This window comes from Corynebacterium sp. ACRPE (assembly GCF_022347435.1).
Taxonomy (GTDB): Bacteria; Actinomycetota; Actinomycetes; order Mycobacteriales; family Mycobacteriaceae; genus Corynebacterium; species Corynebacterium tuberculostearicum_D.
Genome location: NZ_JAKRNA010000002.1, coordinates 35,814 through 57,671, shown reverse-complemented (window position 1 = coordinate 57,671; position 21,858 = coordinate 35,814). Strand labels below are relative to the sequence as shown.

At 62.5% G+C, this 21,858-nt stretch carries 23 protein-coding genes and 1 pseudogene; 7 read left to right on the top strand and 17 right to left on the bottom strand.

The annotated features are described in order from the left end of the window. Positions 1-17 precede the first annotated feature (17 nt). Together MHY13_RS01575 and MHY13_RS01570 are read left to right on the top strand one after the other, a co-directional pair. Positions 18-437, top strand: a complete 420-nt coding sequence (locus MHY13_RS01575) for a hypothetical protein (protein ID WP_239280239.1) — start codon at positions 18-20, stop codon at positions 435-437. Between the two features lie 137 nt (positions 438-574). Continuing rightward, positions 575-1,612, top strand: coding sequence for an HNH endonuclease signature motif containing protein (locus tag MHY13_RS01570; protein WP_204610140.1), 1,038 nt, complete (start codon positions 575-577; stop codon positions 1,610-1,612). 66 nt (positions 1,613-1,678) lie between these two features. Here the strand turns inward: MHY13_RS01570 and guaA are convergent, their stop codons facing one another. After that, positions 1,679-3,253, bottom strand: a complete 1,575-nt coding sequence (guaA, locus tag MHY13_RS01565) for a glutamine-hydrolyzing GMP synthase (RefSeq protein WP_239192952.1) — start codon at positions 3,251-3,253, stop codon at positions 1,679-1,681. Positions 3,254-3,286: 33 nt separating this feature from the next. Between guaA and MHY13_RS01560 the strand changes: the two genes are divergently transcribed. Then, positions 3,287-3,658 (top strand): hypothetical protein, encoded by a 372-nt coding sequence (locus tag MHY13_RS01560; RefSeq protein ID WP_204610142.1) that lies wholly within the window; start codon positions 3,287-3,289, stop codon positions 3,656-3,658. Positions 3,659-3,769: 111 nt separating this feature from the next. Here MHY13_RS01560 and MHY13_RS01555 read toward each other — a convergent pair whose 3' ends face one another. Further along, entirely contained in the window at positions 3,770-4,933 is a 1,164-nt protein-coding gene (locus MHY13_RS01555) for a GuaB3 family IMP dehydrogenase-related protein (protein ID WP_005322688.1), read from the bottom strand. Positions 4,934-4,940: 7 nt separating this feature from the next. Continuing rightward, positions 4,941-6,461: an IMP dehydrogenase gene (gene guaB, locus MHY13_RS01550; RefSeq protein ID WP_239280237.1), complete on the bottom strand. Its 1,521-nt coding sequence runs from the start codon at positions 6,459-6,461 to the stop codon at positions 4,941-4,943. Positions 6,462-6,580: 119 nt separating this feature from the next. Between guaB and MHY13_RS01545 the strand changes: the two genes are divergently transcribed. After that, complete coding sequence (locus MHY13_RS01545; RefSeq protein ID WP_005326826.1) at positions 6,581-6,952, top strand: DUF5319 domain-containing protein; 372 nt, start codon at positions 6,581-6,583, stop codon at positions 6,950-6,952. A 3-nt stretch (positions 6,953-6,955) separates the two neighbouring features. Here MHY13_RS01545 and MHY13_RS01540 read toward each other — a convergent pair whose 3' ends face one another. Together MHY13_RS01540 and MHY13_RS01535 are read right to left on the bottom strand one after the other, a co-directional pair. Next, complete coding sequence (locus MHY13_RS01540; protein ID WP_204610145.1) at positions 6,956-7,711, bottom strand: hypothetical protein; 756 nt, start codon at positions 7,709-7,711, stop codon at positions 6,956-6,958. A gap of 65 nt (positions 7,712-7,776) precedes the next feature. Then, positions 7,777-8,349: a sigma-70 family RNA polymerase sigma factor gene (locus MHY13_RS01535; protein ID WP_239280235.1), complete on the bottom strand. Its 573-nt coding sequence runs from the start codon at positions 8,347-8,349 to the stop codon at positions 7,777-7,779. A gap of 306 nt (positions 8,350-8,655) precedes the next feature. On the opposite strand from MHY13_RS01535, the gene MHY13_RS01530 reads away from it, so the two are divergent. Continuing rightward, positions 8,656-8,958 carry a WhiB family transcriptional regulator gene (locus tag MHY13_RS01530; RefSeq protein WP_005326832.1) on the top strand — a complete coding sequence of 101 codons (303 nt, stop codon included), beginning with the start codon at positions 8,656-8,658 and terminating at the stop codon, positions 8,956-8,958. A gap of 9 nt (positions 8,959-8,967) precedes the next feature. Here MHY13_RS01530 and MHY13_RS01525 read toward each other — a convergent pair. From MHY13_RS01525 to MHY13_RS01505, 5 genes and pseudogenes are all read right to left on the bottom strand, one after another. Beyond that, positions 8,968-9,293, bottom strand: a pseudogene (locus MHY13_RS01525) (hypothetical protein); the annotation flags it as partial. 96 nt (positions 9,294-9,389) lie between these two features. Next, positions 9,390-11,006, bottom strand: coding sequence for a chaperonin GroEL (groL, locus tag MHY13_RS01520; RefSeq protein WP_239192963.1), 1,617 nt, complete (start codon positions 11,004-11,006; stop codon positions 9,390-9,392). Positions 11,007-11,014: 8 nt separating this feature from the next. Continuing rightward, positions 11,015-11,308, bottom strand: a complete 294-nt coding sequence (groES, locus tag MHY13_RS01515) for a co-chaperone GroES (protein ID WP_204610153.1) — start codon at positions 11,306-11,308, stop codon at positions 11,015-11,017. 186 nt (positions 11,309-11,494) lie between these two features. Next, positions 11,495-12,736 (bottom strand): FtsX-like permease family protein, encoded by a 1,242-nt coding sequence (locus MHY13_RS01510; RefSeq protein WP_204610175.1) that lies wholly within the window; start codon positions 12,734-12,736, stop codon positions 11,495-11,497. Beyond that, the gene (locus MHY13_RS01505; protein ID WP_239280233.1) at positions 12,720-13,325 is read right to left on the bottom strand and encodes an ABC transporter ATP-binding protein; all 606 of its coding nucleotides are present in this window, start codon (positions 13,323-13,325) and stop codon (positions 12,720-12,722) included. The genes MHY13_RS01510 and MHY13_RS01505 overlap by 17 nt, the downstream gene beginning before the upstream one ends. A gap of 111 nt (positions 13,326-13,436) precedes the next feature. Here MHY13_RS01505 and MHY13_RS01500 point away from each other — a divergent pair, with 111 nt between their 5' ends. Together MHY13_RS01500 and MHY13_RS01495 are read left to right on the top strand one after the other, a co-directional pair. Then, the gene (locus tag MHY13_RS01500; RefSeq protein WP_239280231.1) at positions 13,437-14,579 is read left to right on the top strand and encodes a sensor histidine kinase; all 1,143 of its coding nucleotides are present in this window, start codon (positions 13,437-13,439) and stop codon (positions 14,577-14,579) included. Then, positions 14,576-15,211 (top strand): response regulator transcription factor, encoded by a 636-nt coding sequence (locus tag MHY13_RS01495; protein WP_204610178.1) that lies wholly within the window; start codon positions 14,576-14,578, stop codon positions 15,209-15,211. Before MHY13_RS01500 ends, MHY13_RS01495 begins: the two co-directional genes overlap by 4 nt. Before the next feature lie 31 nt (positions 15,212-15,242). Here MHY13_RS01495 and MHY13_RS01490 read toward each other — a convergent pair whose 3' ends face one another. From MHY13_RS01490 to MHY13_RS01460, 7 genes are all read right to left on the bottom strand, one after another. Continuing rightward, entirely contained in the window at positions 15,243-16,706 is a 1,464-nt protein-coding gene (locus MHY13_RS01490) for a metallophosphoesterase family protein (protein WP_239280229.1), read from the bottom strand. Between the two features lie 120 nt (positions 16,707-16,826). Next, a complete protein-coding gene (locus MHY13_RS01485) occupies positions 16,827-17,255 on the bottom strand; it encodes a hypothetical protein (protein ID WP_204610180.1) in 429 nt (142 codons plus the stop codon). A 91-nt stretch (positions 17,256-17,346) separates the two neighbouring features. Then, positions 17,347-18,390, bottom strand: a complete 1,044-nt coding sequence (gene tsaD / locus MHY13_RS01480) for a tRNA (adenosine(37)-N6)-threonylcarbamoyltransferase complex transferase subunit TsaD (RefSeq protein WP_239280219.1) — start codon at positions 18,388-18,390, stop codon at positions 17,347-17,349. Positions 18,391-18,399: 9 nt separating this feature from the next. Beyond that, entirely contained in the window at positions 18,400-18,888 is a 489-nt protein-coding gene (gene rimI, locus MHY13_RS01475) for a ribosomal protein S18-alanine N-acetyltransferase (protein WP_239280217.1), read from the bottom strand. Then, a complete protein-coding gene (gene tsaB, locus MHY13_RS01470) occupies positions 18,885-19,592 on the bottom strand; it encodes a tRNA (adenosine(37)-N6)-threonylcarbamoyltransferase complex dimerization subunit type 1 TsaB (RefSeq protein ID WP_239280215.1) in 708 nt (235 codons plus the stop codon). The genes rimI and tsaB overlap by 4 nt, the downstream gene beginning before the upstream one ends. After that, on the bottom strand, positions 19,592-20,101 hold the full coding sequence (locus MHY13_RS01465) for a hypothetical protein (protein WP_239228589.1): 510 nt from the start codon (positions 20,099-20,101) through the stop codon (positions 19,592-19,594). Before MHY13_RS01465 ends, tsaB begins: the two co-directional genes overlap by 1 nt. 163 nt (positions 20,102-20,264) lie before the next feature. Beyond that, on the bottom strand, positions 20,265-21,854 hold the full coding sequence (locus tag MHY13_RS01460) for an aspartate:alanine exchanger family transporter (RefSeq protein WP_204610186.1): 1,590 nt from the start codon (positions 21,852-21,854) through the stop codon (positions 20,265-20,267). Between the last annotated feature and the right edge of the window lie 4 nt (positions 21,855-21,858).

Sequence of the window (21,858 nt, the reverse complement as noted above, 5' to 3'; positions counted from 1 at the left end):
ATGGTAGCCTTAGCGGCATGAACTTCAACGCTGCCTACGGCGCCATGCGCGAGCACACCACCCCCATCCCTACTCCGCCATGGGTGCGCTTGGGCTCGTCCATCCTCATCGGTGCGGCCGTGGCACTCTTGGCTAGCCGCGCGCATATCTTTGCCGCACTGGTTGGGGCGCTCGTATGCCTTGTGGCAGCCTTCGTCCTCGTCTTCGCCCACCCGTACCGCCGCGCGATGCGCGCTTATGCCGACAAGCGCAACGTCACTCTGGTTCCCACCATCGCACAGCTCGTACCGCTTATGATCTTGTGGCTTATGGTGATGCTCGCGCCCATCGTGGCCCTGCCCGCATGGGGCGCCGGCCTAGTGTGGCTAGTGGTCTTTGGACTTAGCTTTTTCGTCTTCCCCCATGTGGATGGCACGCGCCGGCTCGCGTTTGCCTAATCTAAACGACACTTTTCGGGGTTATCCACAGCTTTTCCGGCCCATGGCGGGTATGCGGGCCGGGTTATCCACAGAATCGGCCGTAGCGGTTGCGCCGGCCGTGCGCTGGTGTAGGTGCGCGCCGTAGCGTTGCAGGCATGAACGCACTCGAGACCTACCTCACCGCCTTGGGCCCTGGCATGGATATCATCGCCGGGTGCCAAGGCATGTCCGGGTCCGAGCTCATGGACCGCGGCGCGCCCGATGCCATCGCCGCCGATCTGCTGCTTTTGTGCGAAAGCTACTTCGGCCGCACCAAATTTACGCGCCTGCAGCGCCGCGCTATTGCCGACGCCCGCCGCAACACCCACTCCATCGCCACCCTTACCGCCCTAGAACGCATTGTTAACCGCGCGCCCAGCAAAAAGCAGGCCTGGCAGCTGCGCGCGGAATGCTGCGCGATGACCAGCTCAATGAGCCACATCCTTAAACACGCCCGACGGCGCTTGCGCGAAATGAAGGACAACACCGTAGCCCCAGGCGTGCGCACTTACCGACGCCCCAATGACTTCTGGACGCTTGCCATCACCGGAACCTCTAGTTTCATCGCGGATCTCAACGCCGCACTGGCCGCGACCGGAAAGCAATCGCTCGAGGCGGTAGAAAAGATCTTCTTTGACCAAGCTGCGGCCGCGCGGGCAGAAGTGGTGACCAATGCCATCGTGCCGTTAGACAAATTCATCCGCATCCGCGACGGCCGCGGCAATGATATCGAGCTCGATCTGACCAATGGCGCCACCATCACCGGCACCGAATATCTGCGCCGCGTGCTCAACGACGTCGGCTTTGCTGGCGACAAAGAAACCGGCTACGTCACGCTCGTGCACCCCGAAGAAGGTCCAGTCAATCTCTACCGCACGGCGCGCGTGGCCAATGACAAGCAGCGCATTATGGCCGCCGCAGAAAACCCACGCTGCGCCTGGCCGGGCTGCAACCAGCCGGCCGACCTCTCCCAAGTCCACCACCTTAAAGCGTGGAGCAATGGCGGGGAGACGAATATGAAAAACCTGGTCATGTGCTGCGCTTACCATAATGGCGTCAACGACGATGACCCCAACGCCCCACCTCGGCGCGGCCGCCTCGAGCGGGTGGGCGGGCGCATTGTGTGGCGGCCACCGTTTACCCCGCGCGAGTAAACGCCGGCGCCAAAACGAGCGAAAAGGCGCTCAGCACTAGACTGAGCGCCTTCTACGCATGCCGTTTTACTCCCACTCGATGGTTCCCGGTGGCTTGGAGGTGCAGTCCAAGACCACGCGGTTGACGTCCTTCACCTCGTTGGTGATGCGGGTAGAAATCTTCTCCAGCACCTCGTAAGGCAAACGGGTCCAGTCTGCGGTCATGGCGTCTTCCGAGGACACCGGGCGCAGCACAATCGGGTGGCCATAGGTACGGCCATCGCCCTGCACACCAACGGAGCGGACATCGGCCAGCAGTACTACCGGGCACTGCCAAATCTGGTCATCCAGGCCGGCATTGGTCAGCTCGGTGCGAGCAATAAGGTCTGCCTCGCGTAGCGTCTCCAAGCGCTCCTCGGTCACCTCACCGATGATGCGGATACCCAAGCCCGGGCCAGGGAATGGCTGGCGGCTAACGATCTCTTCTGGCAAGCCCAGCTCGCGGCCGACGGCACGTACCTCGTCCTTAAACAGCAGGCGCAGCGGCTCGACCAGCTTGAACTCCACGTCATCTGGCAGACCGCCGACATTGTGGTGAGACTTAATATTCGCCGTGCCATCGCCGCCGCCAGACTCGACAACGTCCGGGTACAGAGTGCCTTGGACGAGGTAGTCGATGGTGGAGCCTGCGGGGGCGTCGTCAAGCACGCCTGCAACCGCGCGCTCAAAGGAACGGATAAACTCCGCGCCGATGGCCTTGCGCTTAGCTTCTGGATCGCTAACTCCTGCCAGCTTTTCCAGGAAGGCAGCGCGCTCATCTGCGGTCACCAGCTTCGCTCCAGTGGAGGCGACAAAGTCCTTCTCCACCTGCTCGCGCTCGCCGGCACGCAGCAGGCCGTGGTCAACGAAGACACAGGTGAGGCGATCGCCAATGGCGCGCTGCACCAGTGCGGCCGCTACAGCGGAATCTACACCGCCGGACAGGCCACAAATAGCGCGGCCTTCCTCGCCCACCTGCGCGCGGACATCCGCGATGAGCTGCTCGGCAATATTATCGGCCGTCCAGTTCTGCTCTAGGCCAGCAACCTCAGTAAGGAAGCGGGTAAGCACCTCCTGGCCGTGCGGCGAGTGCTGTACCTCAGGGTGGTACTGCACGCCGGCCATCTTCTTGTCCAGGCACTCCATCGCTGCAACCGGAGCACCGGCCGACGTGGCCGTAACCTCAAAACCTTCAGGAGCGGCAGATACGGCATCGCCGTGAGACATCCACACCTTGTGGGTAGCCTCCAGGCCTTCGTGAAGTACGCCGCCCTTGACATTCATATCGGTACGGCCGTACTCACGCTCGCCAGTCGACGACACGGTGCCACCAAGCGCATGGTTCATTGCCTGGAAGCCGTAGCAGATGCCGAAGACTGGAATGCCGAGCTCAAGCAGCTCCGGCTTCAGAGCCGGGGCGCCGTCAGCATAGACAGAGGACGGACCGCCCGTCAGAATAAGCGCGGCGGGATCTTTAGCTTTGATTTCCTCCACAGACGCGGAGTTGGGGACAACCTCGGAGTAAATCTTGGCCTCGCGCACGCGGCGGGCAATAAGCTGCGCGTACTGAGCGCCAAAGTCCACAACGAGGACGGGGCGCGGGGTAGTATTTGGCTTAGTCACGCCCCATAGTCTAACCCACTAAACTGATAGCTTATGAAGCGCTTGGCTATTGTGCTCGCCGCGAGCCTGTTGTTGTGCGGTTGTGACGCCACCCCAACTACGGCCGAGGTGGCGTCTGCGCTGGATGAACAAGGCCCGCAACAGGTAACACTTCCGGCCGCGGAAATCTTTGGAAGCGAGTGGGATGAGTGGGTTCCATTGTGCGGCACGCAGCAGGCAGAGCGCGTGGGGCATCCAGAAGTAGCGCAAAATTCGGTGGTTCTACGCGCGAGCGGCGAAGAGAAGGTTGTAGAGCTCAATCCCTCGGGAGTACGCGTGTGCCCAGTCCACAACTCAGGGCAATGGCGGCCAACGACGGACAAGACCACGTGGAGGCGTGAGGGCGGCTGGCAATTGGTTTCCTAAACCACTCTCCTACCTCGCCAACTGGTATCTGTTCGGCGGCGAAGGAAGCCCTGAAACAAAGAAACGCGGCTGCGCCGAGAAGGCACAGCCGCGTCAGGACTCTCGCGCGGATTAGTAGCGAACGGCGAGTTCGACCTTCTGGAAGGACTTCAGGTCGGTGTAGCCACACTTGGCCATGGAACGGCGCAGCGCGCCGACCAGGTTGGTGCGGCCAAAGGGCTCGCTGGAGGGACCGTGCAGCACGGTTTCCAGCGACGGGGCGGCCGATTCTTCTGTGGCTTCGGCCGGGGTACCGGTGGTGAGGAAATCGACGTCCAAGTCGGTATCGGCCCCGGAGAACTGAACGAAGCCGCGTGGGAAACGCGGGTGGCCGGCCGTGGCAGGCCAGTACCAGCCCTTGCCGCCGGCCTCGCGGGCCTGGGCAAGCAGTGGGCCGAGAGCAACACCGTCAGCGCCGCAGGCAAAAGCCTTGGCAATATTGCCGGAGTTTTCAAACTCGGTATCGGCGATGATGTGTACATAGCGGCCGCCGGTCTCGTCGAGGTAGTCGCGGCGGGCTGCGGCGGCGTCGGCAATCGCGGTGCCCATGGCCGAGTCGATGCCTACGGTCTCGGCGTTAGTGGTCACGCCTGCGCCAACGATGACGCCGGCCGCACCGGTGCGCATCAGGTGTAGCGCAGTGGTGTAGTCGGTAACTCCGCCGGCAATGACGGGAACGTCAAGGGAGCCAATGAACTCCTTGAGGTTCAGCGGCTCGCCGCCGGTAGCTACGTGCTCGGCCGAGACTAGGGTGCCCTGGATAAACAGCAACTCGGCACCGGCCGCGATGACCTTCGGGGCCATCTCGCGAGCATTTTGGGGGGATACGCGCACAGCAACGGTGACGCCGGAGTCGCGGACTTGGGAGATGCGCTCGGTAAGGAGGGCGTCGTCAAGCGGGGCGGCGTGCAGCTCCTGGATGATGGAGTTATCGCCCGGCTGCGAGTAAATGCGGGCCAGGGCGCCCTCGAGGTCCTTGTGGCGGCCCCACAGGCCCTCGGCATTGATGACGCCGAGGCCACCTTGCTTGCCCATCTCGATGATGAACTCGGGGGTGGCGAGCGCATCGGTGGGGTGGGACACGAAGGGGATGTCGAAGGTATAGGCGTCGATGTGCCAGGTGGTGTCCACGTCCTTGGAGGAACGGGTACGACGCTGCGGCACGATGGATAGTTGCTCTAGATCGAAGGTGCGGCGGGCCTCGCGGCCGATGCCAATTTCGGCGTATTCACGCATGATATTCCTAGCGGTAGTTTGGTGCTTCTGCGATTTGCTGCAGGTGGTGCGGGTGGGATTCCTTCAGGCCCGCGGCGGTAATTTGGACGAAGCGCTTGGTCTTTAGCTCGGCCAGGGTGGCGGAGCCGGTATAGCCCATGGAAGCGCGCAGGCCGCCGATAATTTGGTGCACGATGGCATCGATATCGCCACGGAAGGGCACGCGACCCTCGACGCCTTCCGGAACCAGCTTGTCTTCGCTGCGGACATCGGCCTGGAAGTAGCGGTCCTTGGAATAGGAACGCTTCTCACCAGAGAGGCCACGGCCCTGCATGGCGCCCATGGAGCCCATGCCGCGGTAGCGCTTGTACTGCTTGCCCTGGTAGACCACGATATCGCCGGGGGCTTCGGTGGTGCCGGCAAACATGGAGCCCAGCATGACGGTATCGGCGCCGGCCGCCAGGGCCTTGGCGACGTCGCCGGAGTACTGCATGCCACCATCGCCGATAACCGGCACACCGGCCGGGCCAGCTACTGCGGCGGCCTCCATCAGGGCCGTAATCTGCGGCGCGCCCACGCCGGCGACGACGCGGGTGGTGCAAATGGAGCCTGGGCCGATGCCGACCTTGATGGCGTCGGCGCCGGCATCGATCATTGCCTGGGCGGCCTCGCGGGTGGCGAGATTACCGCCGATGACATCGACCTTGGAGCCGAAATCCTTTTGGACGCGGGCGACCATTTCCAGCACGCGGTTATTGTGGGCGTGGGCGGAGTCGACGACGAGGGCGTCCACGCCGGCGTCGACAAGCGCGGCGGCGCGCTGGTAGGACTCTTCGCCGGTACCGATGCCGGCCGCAACCAACAGTCGCCCGGCCGAGTCCTTGGACGCGTTAGGGTACTGCTCGGTCTTGACAAAGTCCTTGACGGTAATCAGACCGGTGAGCTTATTGTTCGCATCGACGATGGGCAGCTTTTCCACCTTATTGGCCGAGAGCAGTTCGAGGGCTTCCTTCTTGGATACGCCCTCGCGCGCAACGACGAGAGGCATGGCCGTCATGACCTCGCTGACCTTGCGGTCAAAGTCAGGCTCGAAGCGCATATCGCGGTTGGTGCAAATGCCCACCAGGGTGCCATCCTCGTCTACCACCGGCAGGCCAGAGATGCGGAAGCGGGCGCACAACGCGTCTACTTCCCCGATGGTCATATCCGGGCGGGCAGTGATGGGGTCGGTGACCATGCCGGACTCGGAGCGCTTCACAATCTCTACCTGCTCGGCCTGGTCCTCGGTGGACAGGTTGCGGTGCAGCACGCCGATGCCGCCCTGACGGGCCATGGCAATGGCCATGCGGGCCTCAGTCACGGTATCCATGGCGGCCGAGGCAAGCGGAACGCCGAGGCGGATATTACGGGTAAATTGCGCGCCAGTATCGACCTCGGAGGGCACGATATTGGATTCGGCGGGCAAAAGGAGCACATCATCAAAGGTCAGGCCGCGCAGGGCTACCTTGTTCGGGTCATCTCCACCAGTATGAATACGGTTCTCGCTCATCGAGGTCTCTCCTTAACAGGTTTAGCGGCTAACCCAACTGTAGTGCGTTGCCGGCCGACGACACCATTTGGGCAGGGGGTAAATTGCCTCGGGAGGGTAAGTTCAATAGGCTCGCAGGCGTGAACTTCTTCGCCAATATGCCCCGCGATCCTTTCGCCGATGATCCGAATGACCCCGCCTCCTTCCTGGAGGAGGACGAGCAGGTCATGCCGCTTACCGACGACGACCGGATCGCCATCATTCACGACCTCGCGCTGGTGCAGAAATTTGCGTCCATCCTCGGCCCGCGCGGCATCGACGGCATCTTCTTCTTGTGCGAGGATTGCCAGGAAAACCACTTTTATGAGTGGGACATTATGGCCGCCAATATGCGCGCCACCCTTGAAGGCGAGCTAGCACCGGTGCATGAGCCAGGAGCCGAGCCAGATCCCTCCCGCTACGTGCCTTGGGACTACGCCTTGGGTTATTTGGATGGCCTAGAGGGCCGCTAGCTTCTACTGCTGCTGCCCCAACTCGATGGTGGTCGTCGGCGCGTCCTCAACGTTGGGGTTGGGCTGCGGGTTTGGCTGTCCTTGTTCCGTGACCACCACGGTTTCGGTGGCGTATTGAGTTTCGGTCACGGTGACCTGCTCCGGCTGCTGTTCCGGTTGCGAAGCCTCTTCCGCAACGGTTTCGGTGGTGGTCTCCGTCACGGTGTGCGGGGTGGGCTTCGGTTGCGCAGAGCGCTTTTGTTCCGCCTCGCGGTTGGCGGCGATGGCCTTTTCTTCTTTGCCTTCGGCCTCATCCAGCTTGGCGCGGGCGTCCTTCATCAGTTCGCGAGCGCCTTCAATATCGCCTTCGGCCGCGCGAGATTCCATCTCTTCCAACGTGCCGGCCAGCTCCACGTTGCGGGTCTTATCGCCCTTATCAAGGGTTCCGGCGTGCAACATCGCACCACCGGCTCCAGCGATAACTAGGGTTGCGGCCGCCGCACCGATGAGTCCATGTACGAACGGGCCGCCGCGGCGGCGCTTGCGGGCCTGGCCTAGGTCGATGACCTCAGGCTCAGCGTCGGCGCCTTCTACCAGCGGGGCTGGAGGCATCTGCTTATCGACGTCCCCCTTTAACTCCAGCAGCAGCTCCGCCAGGTCGTCCTGGCTGTCGGAAGGGTTAGTCCCCTTCGAAAGCTCGGTGAGGAATGCATCATCATCTACCAAGGGCTGGAGCTGGTCTGCAAGGCCGTCATTATCGCCGTGATGCTTCGGTGCCATGATGGTGTCTCTCCCCCTTCCTTTCTGTTATGAAATATCTGCTGTAAGAGTCGGCCGCTAGGCCCTTAGCGCGCAGTTTCCTGGGCGGCTTGGAGGGTCTTTCGCAATTGAGCGAGTGCTCGGTGTTGTGCGACACGAACCGCACCTGGGGTGGAACCCACAATTTCCGCGGTTTCTTCTGCCGACAAACCGTTGAACACGCGCAGAATAACGATGTTTTTCGCCTTGTCACTTAACGTATCGAGCAAGGAGCGCATTCTGTTACTACCGTCGGCCTCCAATGCCCACTCTTCAGGGGTGGCGTCACGCGCGGAGTCTTCTGGAATTTCTTCGGTAGGGGTGGACTTATCGCGCCCCATGGCGCGGTGGGCATCGGTGACCTTGTTGAACGCAATGCCGTAGACATAGGCCATAAACGGGCGGCCTTTGTCCTCGTAGGAGCCAATAGAGGTGGCAACTGCAAGACAGATCTCTTGGGCTACATCCTCCGCGGTAGGTTGGCGACCGCCACCGATGCGGGCGCGGCAGTAGCGCAGCACCTGCGGGTGAATGATCCGCAGGACTTTTTGCAGCGCTCGACGGCTGCCGTCGACGGCATGCGGGACGAGATCCGCTAGCTCCTGTTCCTTATCACTCACGTATGCACCCTCTGACATGTTTTAAACCGGTAACTAACCATATTGGCACACGGGAAGATTATGCAAAGGCAACGCGCGGCCCCATTACCTATGCAAGCTGAGAGACAGAAAATTCACAAACCGTTAACCTTCGACGTTTGCGCTGGTAAACCGTGGTGTAGGAAGGGGAATGGCGAGAACAATACTTAAAAGTCAAAAATCGGTAACCCACCGTTTACCCACGCGCGAAACACTACGTGAGGTTGCTTTCCGTAACACTGCGGAAGCAACACAAGAATTCTCGCCCTTACAAAGGAGCTTAGTAACGTGTCTCAGCCTCATTTGCTTCCCGGTCCCACCGCTGACTTGTGGGATTGGCAGCTACAAGGCGCCTGCCGCGGAGAAAACTCGGACGTGTTTTATCACCCAGATGGCGAGCGTGGCCGTGCCCGCGCCCAGCGCGAGAACCGCGCCAAGGCCATCTGCAATTCCTGCCCGGTCATTGATTTGTGCCGCGAGCATGCTCTGCAATCCGCCGAGCCTTACGGCGTCTGGGGCGGAATGAGCGAATCCGAGCGCGTCGTTGCGCTGCGCCAGCGCCGCCGCGCCGCCGCGCCGGTCAACGCTTAAGGCAGAAGGTTAGGGGGAGACGAGGGCGTCGGCAAGAAAGCGCCCCGTCACCGAGTCTTGCTGCTCGGCTAGGTCGGCCGGGGTGCCGCTAAAGACCAGCTGGCCGCCGGCCGAACCGGCGCCGGGGCCCAAGTCGATGGCGTGATCCGCATGCGCGAGAACGGCCAGATTGTGGTCGATGCAGACGACGGTGTGGCCGGAGTCCACCCGCTCATCACGCCCTGCTCCACGTAGACCGCACCCACACCGCTGCGCTTGGGGCAGGCACCCTCGGAATGCGCGGAAAAGAGTGCGGGTTTGACGCCATTGGCCTTGGCGAAGGCCTTGCGAATGGGGCCGGTATCAGCGGTGACCTTGATGTATTCCACGGCCCTAGCTAGGTACAACAAAACCCGCCACGCGGGAAGCGGGGCGGGCGATGTTGGGAAGGTTTAGTGCTGGTGGCCGTGACCGGCGTCAGCAGGCTGCTCTTCCTGTGGCTTTTCCACCACGGAGGCCTCGGTGGTAAGAACCATGCGGGCCACGGAGGTGGCGTTGACCACGGCGGAGTGGGTGACCTTGACTGGGTCGATGATGCCGTTATCGATGAGGTTGCCGTACTCGAGGGTATTGGCGTTGAAGCCCTCACCGTTGGACATCTCGGCAACGCGGGAAACGACGACGGCGCCGTCGAGGCCAGCGTTTTCGGCGATCCAGAACGCCGGGCGGGTCAGGGCGCGGGCGACGGCGAGAACGCCGACCTTAGCCTCGCCCTCGAAGCCCTCGGCGAAGGACTCGAGTTCCTTGGAAATCTGGACCAGCACGGAGCCGCCGCCGGCGATGACACCCTCTTCGACGGCCGCGCGGGCCGCGTTGATGGCGTCTTCAACACGCAGCTTGCGCTCGTTTACCTCGGTCTCGGTAGCGGCGCCGACGCGGATAACGGCCACGCCGCCGGAGAGCTTAGCCAGGCGCTCCTCGAGCTTTTCCTTATCCCAGGTGGAATCGGTGCGCTCGATCTCGCGACGGATCTGCTCGCGGCGTTCCTCTACTGCCTCAGCGGTGCCGCCACCATCGACGATGACGGTGTCATCCTTGGTGATGGTCACGCGGCGGGCAGAACCGAGCACGTCGAGGCCAGCCTCGTTGAGGTTGACGCCCACCTCTGGGTCGATGACGGTGGCACCGGTAACGACGGCCAGGTCATCCATGAATCCCTTGCGGCGCTCGCCAAAGTACGGGGCCTTAACGGCAGCGACCTTGAGCACCTTGCGGATGGAGTTGACGACGAGCGCCTGCAGCGGCTCGCCCTCGACGTCTTCCGCAATGATGAGGGTCGGGCGGTTGGTCTCGGCGATCTTCTCCAGCAGCGGCAGGAAGTCCGGCAGGGAGGAGATCTTGTTGCGGACGAGCAATACTGCGGCGTCGTCCAGCACGGCGTGGTAGGTCTCTTCTTCCGTAGCGAAGTACGGGGAAAGGTAGCCCTTGTCAAAGGAAATGCCCTCGGTGACGTCAACTGCGGAGTCGATGGTCTGGGATTCCTCGACGGTGACCACACCGTCCTTGCCCACCTTGTCCATGGCACCGGCAACCATCTCGCCAACCTCCGGGTCGCGGGAGGAGACGGTAGCTACCTGCGCGATTTCAGAGGAGGAGTTGACCGCGGTGGCGCGGGCCTTGAGCTCCTCGACGGCCTTTTCGGCCGCTGCTGCGATGCCGCGGTTAAGCTCGACTGGGTTGGCGCCGGCCGCGACGTTGCGCAGGCCTTCGAAGATGAGCGCCTGGGCCAGCAAGGTAGCGGTGGTGGTGCCGTCACCTGCGGTGTCATTAGTCTTGACAGCAACGGACTTGACCAGCTGCGCGCCGAGGTTTTCGAAGGGCTCCTCGATGTCGATATCGCGGGCGATGGTCACGCCGTCATTGGTGACGGTGGGGCCACCGAAGGCCTTGGACAGCACGACGTTGCGGCCGCGCGGGCCGAGGGTGACCTTGACGGCATCAGCCAGCGTATCGACGCCGCGCTGGATTCCCTCGCGGGCTTCTTGGTCGAATGCAATGAGCTTTGCCATAAGTGGGCCTACTTCTCGATGACGGCGAGCAGGTCACGGGAGGACAGCAGCAGGTACTCCTCGCCGTTGTACTTCAGCTCGGTGCCGCCGTACTTGGAAAAGACCACGGTATCGCCTTCGTTGACGCCTACCGGGGTGGCCTCACCCTTGTCGTTGGTGCGGCCTGGGCCTACTGCAACGACGGTGGCTTCCTGTGGCTTTTCCTTGGCAGAATCTGGGATGACCAGGCCGGAAGCGGTGGTGGTTTCAGCTTCTACGATCTGTACGAGGACGCGGTCCTCGAGAGGCTTGATGTTTGCCATGATGTTTCCTCCGTAGTGTTCGTATGCGCACCGGTATGGCGCGCGCGTGCCGGTTGTGGATGTCCAGCACAGCCGTCGTCGCGGGTGAACAACTGTGGGTCAAACAACCTGATTAGCACTCTACCCTCGTGACTGCTAACCCTCAACAATGGCTCGGCCCACATTTTTACGCCCTCAGCGATCCCCTCAGCGCTCCCGTTGCCCGGCGCGCACGAATCCGGCAAGCGCCAGCTTGACGACGCCCAGTGCGATAAACATGGCACCAAAGATTACGGCGAAGGACGGCCACCACAACTCCTCTATCAGCGTTCGGCCGAAGGAAGCCTGCGGGGTGAGCAGGTGGTGGAGTGGGAGGAGCGTCGCCAAGCACAGCGCCCAGACCACGCCGGCCGCGGTCAGGGTGAGGCACGCCGCCTCCCCCACTTGCACGCGGGCCCAGGCCGAGGGGGTGGCGCCGGCTAGGGTAAGGCCGCGGATATCGGCCGCGATGCGCCCGTGCATCAGCAGCGAGGTAAGCACAGCGCCCACGATGCTGGGAGCAAAGACAGGCCCTAAAAGGGCGACGAAGACCTGCCACGAGGACAAGGTGCCGCCGGCGCCTGCGTCGTTTGCAAAGCGCAGGCCCGAGCCGACGGCGACAATAAAGCCGCCGATGAGCACCCACGGCACGATGTGTGGGGTGGAAAAGTACCGACGCACGCGCACGTTGGCCCCAGCGATACCGGCCGGACGGGTCCATTGGTCGATACCGGGCATGAGCCAAGGTAAGACGAGAGCGACGAGGATGACCAAGCCCATCTCGGCCGAGAGCAGGTCTCCAGGGTCATCAATCTGCAGGCACCCGTATGTTGTGCCGCCAATGGCCGCGGCTGCAAGCAGGAATTTCACCGTGAGCCACGCCGGGTGTGCGGCGGCGCGCGGCCGGAATACGCGGCGCAGCGGAGGCAGCGCACCGACTAGCGCCGCGGACGTGCAGACGGCTACCGCAATGACTACGACCTGGCCGGTGATGTCAATGTCCGGCATGGGGATGCCATCGCTGCGCAGGGCGCGCACGCACGGGGCAAGCAGCGGGCGGGCAGGCAGCACGCCGAGTAGCCCGGCGCCCGCGCTGACCACTGCGACTTGGCCCAGGATAAAAGCGAGGATCATCCAGCCGGGCATGCCCACCATGCGCCAGGAGCGGTAGACCGGCTCGCGCTCGGCAATGATAAGGCGCATCTGCGATAGCGTCACCAATACCACCACGCACAGGGCCATTCCCAACACCGTGCCACCCAGCGGGCCGGCGGGGTCTTCTTCGGCCCCGGAGGAAGCCACCAGCATGGCCAGCGCCAGGGTGCACGAGGTGGAAGACACCACCAGGGTCAGCGCCACGGCCAGCCACGATAGCCAATTGGACTGTAAGTCCTTAAGCCACACCAGCATGGGCCACCTCCTCTAAGGAAATGATCCGGTCGGCCGCCTCAGCGGCGAGGTGAGAGTGAGTCACCATGACCACACTGGCGCCATCGCGGGCGGCGGCGCGCAGGTGGGAAAGGACGGTGGATGCGGTGGCGTCGTCAAGCGCGCCCGTAGGCTCGTCAGCGAAGATATAGGGCGCCTGAGCCAGCAGTGCCCGGGCGACGGCCACGCGTTGCTGCTGCCCGCCGGAAAGCTGCGCGGGCAGGCGGCGCTCCAACCCGCTAAGGCCGAGCGAGTCAAAGACCTCCGCCACCTTGCCGCGTGTAGGGCGCCGGCCGGAAAACCGCGCGGTCAAGGTGGCATTGCGCTGGGCGTTGAGGGATTCCAGCAGGTTATAGTCCTGGAAAACAAAGGCTCGCTGCTTGCGCCCCGGCGCATTGACTCGGCCGGAGGTGGGCTTATCTAGCCCGGATAGCAGGTTCAGGAGCGTGGTTTTTCCGCTGCCGGAAGGTCCCATGATGGCGACGAATTCGCCCGGGGCGATGGACACAGTGACGCGATTGAGCACGGTGTGGCGGCCGTAGCGCTTGCTAAGGTTGTCTGCTTTTAACATGCCTTCGATTCCACTCGGCCGCACAGAAGAATGACATGGGGTGGGCCGCCCGGAAAATGGTAGAGCTAGCTCTACTGCCCCACCGCGGAAGGGCGGCTAGGCTCAAGGGTTATGCGAACCCTCAAAGCCTGCGCGTGGAGCCTCGTCCTCGGCGCGCTATTTATCCCGGCATTGGTGGTTTCGGTGCTGATGCTGCCGTGGATTCCGTTGGTGGGACGCGCCGCGGAATTTGTCGGCCGGTTGGGTGCGCAGTGGATGGGTGTGCAGATCCCGCCCCGGCGTGCGGGCCGGTGGTTTGATTGGCAGCAGTTTTATCACCTTATTGTGCAGCTATTGATTTCGGCTGCCTGCTTTGCCGCGTGGACTGCCGTGGGTTTTACGGCGGGCGTGCTGGTCATTGCGCCATTCGTGCCAAATACCGAATTCTCCTTTGGCGAGTGGTCCACCTCCAACCGGCCGCTCATTTTCTTCACCTGTTGGCTCACCGCGGCGCTGCTGGTGGCTCTATTGGTGGGACTTAACCGCCTGTTGGTCTTGGCATCAACCTCGCTGACTCGGCTGGCATTGAGCCCTTCGGCCGAGGAGTTGGCGGCCTCGCGCGCCACGCTTATCGATGCCTTTTCCGGCGAGCGCCGCCGCATCGAGCGCGAGCTGCACGATGGCCCGCAGCAGTACCTCACTGCGCTCAAGCTCAATTTGGCCGCGGCGAAATTGCAGGCACCTCCCGAGGCGCAACCGGCCTTGGCCGATGCGGAACATAATGCCTCATTGGCCTTGGCCTCCCTGCGGGCGACGGTGCGTGGCATTGCCCCGCAGGTGCTTTTCGACGCAGGACTTATCCCCGCCCTCGACGAACTCCTCGCCCACTCCGGGCTGGAGACCGAACTACACGTCGAAGGCGCCGAACGCTCAGTGGATGAAACCACTGCCCTGCTGGCTTACCACGCGGTGGCCGAGGCGCTTACTAATGCTTCCAAGCACGGCGCGGCTACCCAGGCGATAGTAACGGTTGCTTTCGGGCAGACGTTGCGCCTAGGCATCGTTGATAATGGCACGGGTCCCTGCCCCGGCCCCGGAGCTGACCTCGGCCCCACGGACAAGGAGCCAGCTGGGACGGGCACCGGTCTCACCGGGCTGCGCGAACGCGCCGCCGCATTGGGCGGCACGGTGAACTTTACCGCGTCTCATGACGCGGCTGCGGGTGAACTCGGTGGCCGGCTGCAGGTCGAATTACCGCTGAAGGAGGCGGAATGAAACTACTACTGGCGGAAGATTCCGCGCTGCTGCGCGCGGGGCTCGAGCAGCTACTTAGCGCCTTGGGGCATAGCGTTACGGCGGCCGCGGATGCCGAAGAACTGCGCGCTATTGCCCGGCAGGAAGATTTTGACCTGATTATCAGCGATGTGCGCATGCCACCGTCCATGACCGACGATGGCCTGCGCGCCGTGCACGACCTGCGAGCGGCCAATCCCACCCAACCGGTGGTGGTGTTGAGCCAATACGTAGCGGCAAGCTACCTCGACCGTCTCTTGGAACACGGCGGATTCGGGTATCTGCTTAAGGAACGCGTTTCTGACGTGGAAGAATTCGTGCGCACGCTAGACGAGGTCGCCCGCGGCGGCACCGTGGTGGACCCCGAGGTGGTCACAGCGTTACTGTCGGCGCGGCGTACTGGTTTAGCCCAGCTCACCACCCGCGAGCGGGAGGTGCTGGGGCTGATGGCTCAAGGATTGAGCAATAAAGAAATTGAAGACACGCTCGTTCTTACCGCCGGAGCGGTAAGCAAGCATGTCTCCAATGTGTTTATGAAGCTCGGGTTTCGGCCCGAGGATTCCAACCGGCGGGTCAAGGCCGTATTGGCGTGGCTGCGCCATACGGAGCGCTAGCCACACCCGCCACACCCAGGCGCGATGCTAGTTACTTCTTCGAGCTGAGCCCGCCGAAAATATCGCTGGAACTCAGGGAGCTGCCGCCCTCCGGATCCTTAGGCGCCTCTGGGGTGTCTGGGTCGGTGGACTCGGTGGAGTCGGCGGGGTTGGTGGCGTCGTCGGCAGGCGCAGCGCCGCGGTCCTTCTTCTTGAGGGAAACCTTGTCCACCAGGGTGTTATCGCCTTCGTTGAAGGTGGTGAAGGTGAGCTTGTCATCGGAGACGTCCACGCGCATGTAGTCCTCGGTGTAGTCCTGGCGCCACATGGCGGTGGATTCGTGGGCAAGCTTTGGATCGATGGTCTCCATGCGCGCGCCCTTGTGCTTTTTGTTATTCACGTCGGTGAAGTCATAGTACTTGCCACCGCCCGCGGTGGTGGTGGTCAGGTACAGCGCCTCGCCATCCTTGGGCTCGAGAACGTCGCCGCGCTGCGGCTTTTCTTCCGGCAGGACCGGCTTATTATTCTTCATCAGGTGGCTGCGGGTGTAGATGTGGTCGTGGCCGGAGAGCACGGCATCGACATTGAGTTCAGACAGCACCGGGGTGAGCTTCTCGCGCAGGTTGGTGACGTCCTTATCAAAGTGATGCGAGCCCTGGGAGTATGGGCCGTGGTGCATACCAACGACGATCCAGTCATTATCCTCGCCGCGGGATTCGATGGCCTCGCGCAGGAACTGCTCGTGGCGGGCGATATCGGCGTCGGAAGAAGCATTGGAGTCTAGGCCGATGAAGAGCACGTTATTGCGTTCGAAGTAGTGGTCGCGGATATCGTCCGCCTGATGCGGGTTGGAGAAGTGCTCATCATGATGCTTCATGGTGAGGTTATAGGTCTCGTGGTTGCCCGGGACCGTGTTGGTGGGGATGTGACGAATCTCCGGGGCGGAGAAGTATGCATCGTACTGCGGTACCTGCGCACCCCAACCCTCAACCTGGTCACCCAGGGACCAGATCATGCTGGCATTCGGCACGTGGGAGGCCGCGTGACCAATGGTCTTGCGCCACTGTTCGGCTTGGTCATCCACCTTGAGGTCCACGCCGATCTGCGGGTCGGCGACGGTAAGGAAGGACCAGTCATCGCCGTTGGAGCCGGTGTTGAAGGTCTCTGGCTCGGACCAGCCGCCTTCCTCGGAACCAACGCGGTAGGAATATTCGGTATCCGGCTGCAGGTTGGTAGCGGTGGCGAACTGGGACTTGTACAGCAATGCGCCATAATCGCGCTCGTCGGCCTGGAAGGTGGTGGTGCCTTCTGGGCCGGTAACCTCGAGGACCTCGTCTGCCTTGGACTTCGTGCGCCAGGTGACCATGACCTGGGATTCATCCTCGCCCGGCTGCAGGATGGTGCGGTAGATGGGCGCATCAGCGGCCAGCGCTGGGGTGGCGGGCACGAGGGCGGTAGCGCCACCCACGGCGAGGGCGGTGGCGAAGGAGGCGACGAAGCGCGATGAACGGAGCATACAGTTTTCACCTTTGGAGTCTTAGAAGGAGCGGTACGGCTCCCTAGAACACCATAAGAATGTGAACACCGTATTACGAGCGCGCGAAAAGCGCTTGAACCCTACCTGTGAGGGCTTGGCTTAAAGGCTCTTATCGGAGTTGATAACGGCCGCGCGCCAGAGGGTGTACTCGTCCGGGTTGTCTTCGCGGTAGTTCTTCACTGCGCGAATGCCTTGTTCCACGGATTCGATGACGGCATCGATAGTGGTGTCTTCGCCCTCGGCGTCAACGAAAATGACCGGGCCGCAGATGGAGCGGATGGGGTCCTGCAGGAAGGCGGCATTGCCGGTGGCAGCTGCGTTGCGCGCCAGGGAGGCTACCGGGTTCGGCTCGGCGCCTTCGGCCTTGGCTTCGGGGTTGTAGAGCGCGGCGTAGGTGGTGCCATCTTCCTGGAAAACAACGGAGACGCGGTCCTCGGTGGTGCCGCCCAAGAACTGGTTGGCGTGCTCCAGCTCGAACTCTAGCTTGCGGCGGGTGAGATCAGGGTTGACAAGGAAACCGACGGTCATGAGAGAAAGCTCCTTCAGAAAGCCAAGAGGGCATGAACGCTCTTTAGAGTACCGGCCCCCTGCCCCGCCTGCAGCGCGAGCGAGAAGAACTTTAGGTTAACTGCGGCTCTTCTACATCCAGCTGGGTATCGGTGCCTACGCCGAGACCAGAGGGCTGGGCGCCTTCATGGATGAGCTGCGCGCCGATGGCCGCGATCATCACGCCGTTATCGGTGCACAGGGAAAAGCGCGGCACGCGCAGCTCTACTCCAGCGGCGGCGCAGCGCTCGGCGGCCAGCTCGCGCAGGCGGGAATTGGCTGCCACGCCGCCTCCCAAAAGCAGCACGCGGGCGCCGGTGTCCTCGCAGGCACGCACGGCCTTGGCGGTCAGGACATCGGCCACGGCTTCTTGAAAACTGGCGCAGACATCTTCCACGCTGATGGTCTCCCCTGCCTTTTCGGCGCGCTCCACGTAGCGGGCCACGGAGGTCTTGAGCCCAGAGAAGGAGAAGTCGTGGCGGTGCGGGCCGCGCAGATCCTCGGCGCGGGACATGCCGCGCGGGAAATCGATGGTGGCCTCGCCGCGGGCGGCGAGCTTATCGATCACCGGACCGCCCGGGTAGCCCAAACCAAGAAGGCGGGAGACTTTGTCGTAGGCTTCACCGGCGGCGTCGTCAAGCGTAGAGCCCAGCTCGCGCATGGGCTTGCCGACGGCCTCTACTTCCAACAGCTGCGTATGCCCGCCCGAGACCAAGAGGGCCACCGAGTGCGGCAGCTCTTCGCCTTCCAGGTTGGCCACAGCAACGTGGCCACCTAGGTGATTGACGCCGTAGAAAGGCACACCCCAAGCCGCGGCATAGGCCTTGGCGGCCGAGGCTCCCACCAGCAAAGCACCGGCTAGACCCGGCCCCACGGTGGCGGCGATGGCATCCGGCTTTTCGATGCCCGCCTCATTCAGCGCCGACTGCATCACCTGCGGCATGGCCTCAAGGTGGGCACGGGAGGCGATTTCCGGGACGACGCCACCGAAACGCGCGTGCTGCTCCATGGAGGAAGCAACGGCGTTAGCGATGATGTCCATGTGACCGTCCTCGCGCAGATCGACGATGCCCACGCCGGTTTCATCGCAGGAGGACTCGATGCCCATGATCTTCATGACTGCTCCTTAATCTTCTGGGCGCTCGGACTGGCGCGGGCGCACCATCACGTGCGCATCCGCCCCGGAAGGTTGGTAATAGTTCTTGCGGATCCCCTGCTTGGCAAAGCCGTAGCGCTCATACAGGCCAATAGCGGGATCATTGCCCACGCGAACCTCGAGGAAGACCGGGGCATCCTTAAGATCCGCGATATGGCAGATATTGTCCATCATCATCCGCGCGATGCCGCGGTGCTGTGCGGCGGGGTCGACGCCAATGGTATGGATTTCAAACTCCGGGTCCGCGGCCGGGCCCATCATGCCGATGCCCGCATAGCCCAAAAGCTTTACGGGCTCCGGTCCCTCGATCGCGCCTTCCACCCCGAAATAGAAGTTGAAGGGCTGGGCCATTTCTTCCCGGAAGATCCGGCTGGACCACGGGGTTTCACCTGGGAAAAGGACCTCTTCCAGCTCGGCACACCGGGGTGCATCGGCCGGGGTTAGCTCGCGCAGCTTCACAGTTCGACCCTGGGGATAGCGGCAGAAAGCTGCTTCTGCTTCGGCGGGACCGCGTCCGGGCGGCGTAGGTACAGCGGCACGACGGGAACGGGTTCTGCCTCGAGGTCGGCCGCGGCAACAAGGGCCGCCGCGGTTGGATGGGCCGCGCGGTGCGGCAGGGCGGCGAGCTTCTCGGGGAGTTGCTCAGCAAGGCGGTCCGGGATGATGACCTCGGCGGTGGGGGTAAGTTCCACCTCGAGTTCGGCCGGTTTCGTCACCGCGGGGCCAGAAATGCGCTGCACTCCGGAGTCGGTAACGCGATAAGTGGCCCAGTAGATCTCTTTGCGGCGAGCATCGGTAGCTACCAAGGCGGTCGCTTCGTCGGCCGCGGCGGCAGGATCTACGTGGAGCTCGGCGGCGGCCGCGATGGCATCGTGGGTGCAGATGCCGTGGAGGGGGATAGAGAGGGCGTCGGCAAGCGCGGAGGCCGTCGCCATCCCCACGCGCAACCCGGTAAATGGCCCCGGGCCCACGCCGGTGACCACCGCATCGAGGTCGGAATACTCCATGCCCGCCTCTGCGAGGACCTCGGTGATGGTAGGAATGAGCAGCTCATTATGCGCGCGGGTATCCTCCAACACGCGCTCGGTGGTCTGCCCGGTGACGGTATCCACTACCCCGGTAATCAGGGCGGTGGTGGCCGTGTCGATCGCGAGGACGCGCATTAGGCAACCATCTTCCAGGTGCCATCCTCGCGCTGGAAGCCCAGCGGCTGGGTGCCCTGGATCATGGGCACGCCGCCATCAAGGCTCTGGCCCTGCTGCTCCATGGCCTTGATCTGCATGTCAATCATCTCGCACACCTCGACCTTTTCCGGATCCAGCTCTTCGATGAAGGGCTTAGCGCTCTGGGAGATGGCTACCGCGTAGCTCTTGCCTTCCGGCACCGCACCATCTTCAAAGGTGATGTTCTCGGTATCGATCTGTGCCTCTTTAACCTTGTCTTCGCGCATGCCTGGGCAGATGAAACCAATAGCGGGGTACTCCTCGCCATAGACATCGGTGGGCATGACGGTCATGACCTCCAAGTTATTTGGTGCCTTGGACAACGTGGAGGAGAGGTTTCCCTCCAAGTGGTTTTCCTCGCGCAGTGTGGAGGAAGCAAGAAGAACCATCATGACAACGATAAAGATGGCGATGATGGCGGCGGTGAGGTTGCGAGCGAATTTAGTCATGGGATGAGTATGGCTCCTTGAAAAATGTTTAAGTTTCAGGCGGGCGGCGGTAGTTCTGGCAACCGATGCTACCTGGTTCACCGCAACACAAAACCCACAGGGTAGTGCCTGCCAGTGTAGGCGGGCGACCCTGTGGGTGAGTAATTAACGCGAGATATTGCCGCTATAGCAACAACAGGAGCAACACCTGCGAGGCAATAATCTTGCCGATAATTGTAGTGGGATAGACCGTGGCCCATCCGCGGCCAGCCAGCTCGGTGCCGGTTTGATCACGAATATAGGCAAAGACTGCCGGGTTGGTGGTCATGCCGGCCGCACAGCCCATGGCCTCGTCCCACTTCAGCTTGAGCACCAGCATGCCGATGACCCCGATCAGGATGGCGGAGACCAGGGTGATGATAAGGCCCACGCCCATGATGGTCAGGGAGGATGGATCCGTCAGGGCATCGCGGAAGGAGGCGCCGGCCGAGGTACCCACGCCGGCCAGGAACAAGGTAAGGCCCATATTGGACAAGGTCTCACGGGTGTGGAATGGCATCTGCCAGTTCAACGGGCCGGTACGGTTAAGGTAGCCCAAGAGCAGGCCGACGACCACGGGCCCGCCACCGAAGCCCAGCTGCAGGGTGGAACCGCCCGGCATCGGAATCGGAATGAGGCCGAGCAGCATACCCAAGGACAGGCCGATGGCCATGGACAGCAGGTCCGCATTACCCAACGCGGCCTCAGAGTCACCGAGGTACTTGCGCACGTATGGCAAGCGGCTCGGGCTAGTCACCACGCGAACGCGGTCGGAGTAGTTGAGCACAGTGTCCGGGTGCGGCACGAGGTCCTTATCGCCCTTACGGATACGAGCGATGATAAAGCCGTGGTCGAGGGCCTTGATCTCGCGGACGGATTTACCGGCAATCTCCGGGTTGGACACGGTAACGCGGGTGTATTTAAGCCCAGCGTCCTCGGTCAGCTCCACTGGGTGTTCTTCACCCAAGACCTCAATGGCCTTATCGACGGCCTCTTCGGAGCCGTTGAGCAGATATGCTTCACCCTCGCACAGTGGCATTTCTGGGACGGCGAGGCGGTGGCGCTCCTCGTCGGAGATGATACGAGTAGCCACAACGGTCTGGCCAGTAACGCGGTAGATATGACCAGCGGTGTCATTGAAGTTCTTGGTCAGGCGCACGCCTTTGGCTACGAGCTCGGCGGGAATCATGCCCTCTGCGCGGGCATCTTCCTCATGGTTGGCTTTGACAACCTTGGCGCCAATGGCGGCGACGAGAATCGCGCCAATAACCGCGCCTGGGTAGGCCAAGGAGTAACCGACGACCGGGGTGGAATCGCCCACCATTTCCACCACGGCAGCCATACCCGGCGTGGAGGAGAGCGAACCGGCGAACATGCCGACGGCTTCTGGCACGCTCAGGCCAAAGCCACGGATGAGGCCATAGCCAACGGCGACCAAAACAACCAACATGCCCAGCATGAAGACGGTGAGCTTCCAGCCGCGGGTTTTAAACTCGCGGACGAAGGAAGGCCCGAAGCTAAGGCCAATGGCATAAACGAAGATCGCCAGGCCAAATTGATAGACCAGCGGCGGAATTTGGATATCCGGATTAGCAGTAGAAAGACCCAGTGCCACAAACATCGCAGCCGCGGCACCGAGAGAGATGCCGAAGATCTTGATCTTGCCAATCGCTAGACCCACCGCCATGATGACGAAGAGAGATAGCAAAGGACTTGAGGCGAGAAAATTCAACACCTTA

Coding starts and splice junctions, on each gene's coding strand:
- tsaB (WP_239280215.1), bottom strand. CDS start 19,592: ATGCGCGTCCTCGCGATCGACACGGCCACCACCGCCCTGATTACCGGG.
- MHY13_RS01555 (WP_005322688.1), bottom strand. CDS start 4,933: ATGCGTGAATACGCCGAAATTGGCATCGGCCGCGAGGCCCGCCGCACC.
- MHY13_RS01570 (WP_204610140.1), top strand. CDS start 575: ATGAACGCACTCGAGACCTACCTCACCGCCTTGGGCCCTGGCATGGAT.
- guaB (WP_239280237.1), bottom strand. CDS start 6,461: ATGAGCGAGAACCGTATTCATACTGGTGGAGATGACCCGAACAAGGTA.
- MHY13_RS01510 (WP_204610175.1), bottom strand. CDS start 12,736: ATGCTGGTGTGGCTTAAGGACTTACAGTCCAATTGGCTATCGTGGCTG.
- MHY13_RS01575 (WP_239280239.1), top strand. CDS start 18: ATGAACTTCAACGCTGCCTACGGCGCCATGCGCGAGCACACCACCCCC.
- groL (WP_239192963.1), bottom strand. CDS start 11,006: ATGGCAAAGCTCATTGCATTCGACCAAGAAGCCCGCGAGGGAATCCAG.
- tsaD (WP_239280219.1), bottom strand. CDS start 18,390: ATGAAGATCATGGGCATCGAGTCCTCCTGCGATGAAACCGGCGTGGGC.
- MHY13_RS01490 (WP_239280229.1), bottom strand. CDS start 16,706: ATGCTCCGTTCATCGCGCTTCGTCGCCTCCTTCGCCACCGCCCTCGCC.
- MHY13_RS01560 (WP_204610142.1), top strand. CDS start 3,287: ATGAAGCGCTTGGCTATTGTGCTCGCCGCGAGCCTGTTGTTGTGCGGT.
- MHY13_RS01500 (WP_239280231.1), top strand. CDS start 13,437: ATGCGAACCCTCAAAGCCTGCGCGTGGAGCCTCGTCCTCGGCGCGCTA.
- MHY13_RS01465 (WP_239228589.1), bottom strand. CDS start 20,101: ATGACTAAATTCGCTCGCAACCTCACCGCCGCCATCATCGCCATCTTT.
- MHY13_RS01505 (WP_239280233.1), bottom strand. CDS start 13,325: ATGTTAAAAGCAGACAACCTTAGCAAGCGCTACGGCCGCCACACCGTG.
- MHY13_RS01485 (WP_204610180.1), bottom strand. CDS start 17,255: ATGACCGTCGGTTTCCTTGTCAACCCTGATCTCACCCGCCGCAAGCTA.
- MHY13_RS01495 (WP_204610178.1), top strand. CDS start 14,576: ATGAAACTACTACTGGCGGAAGATTCCGCGCTGCTGCGCGCGGGGCTC.
- MHY13_RS01540 (WP_204610145.1), bottom strand. CDS start 7,711: ATGGCACCGAAGCATCACGGCGATAATGACGGCCTTGCAGACCAGCTC.
- groES (WP_204610153.1), bottom strand. CDS start 11,308: ATGGCAAACATCAAGCCTCTCGAGGACCGCGTCCTCGTACAGATCGTA.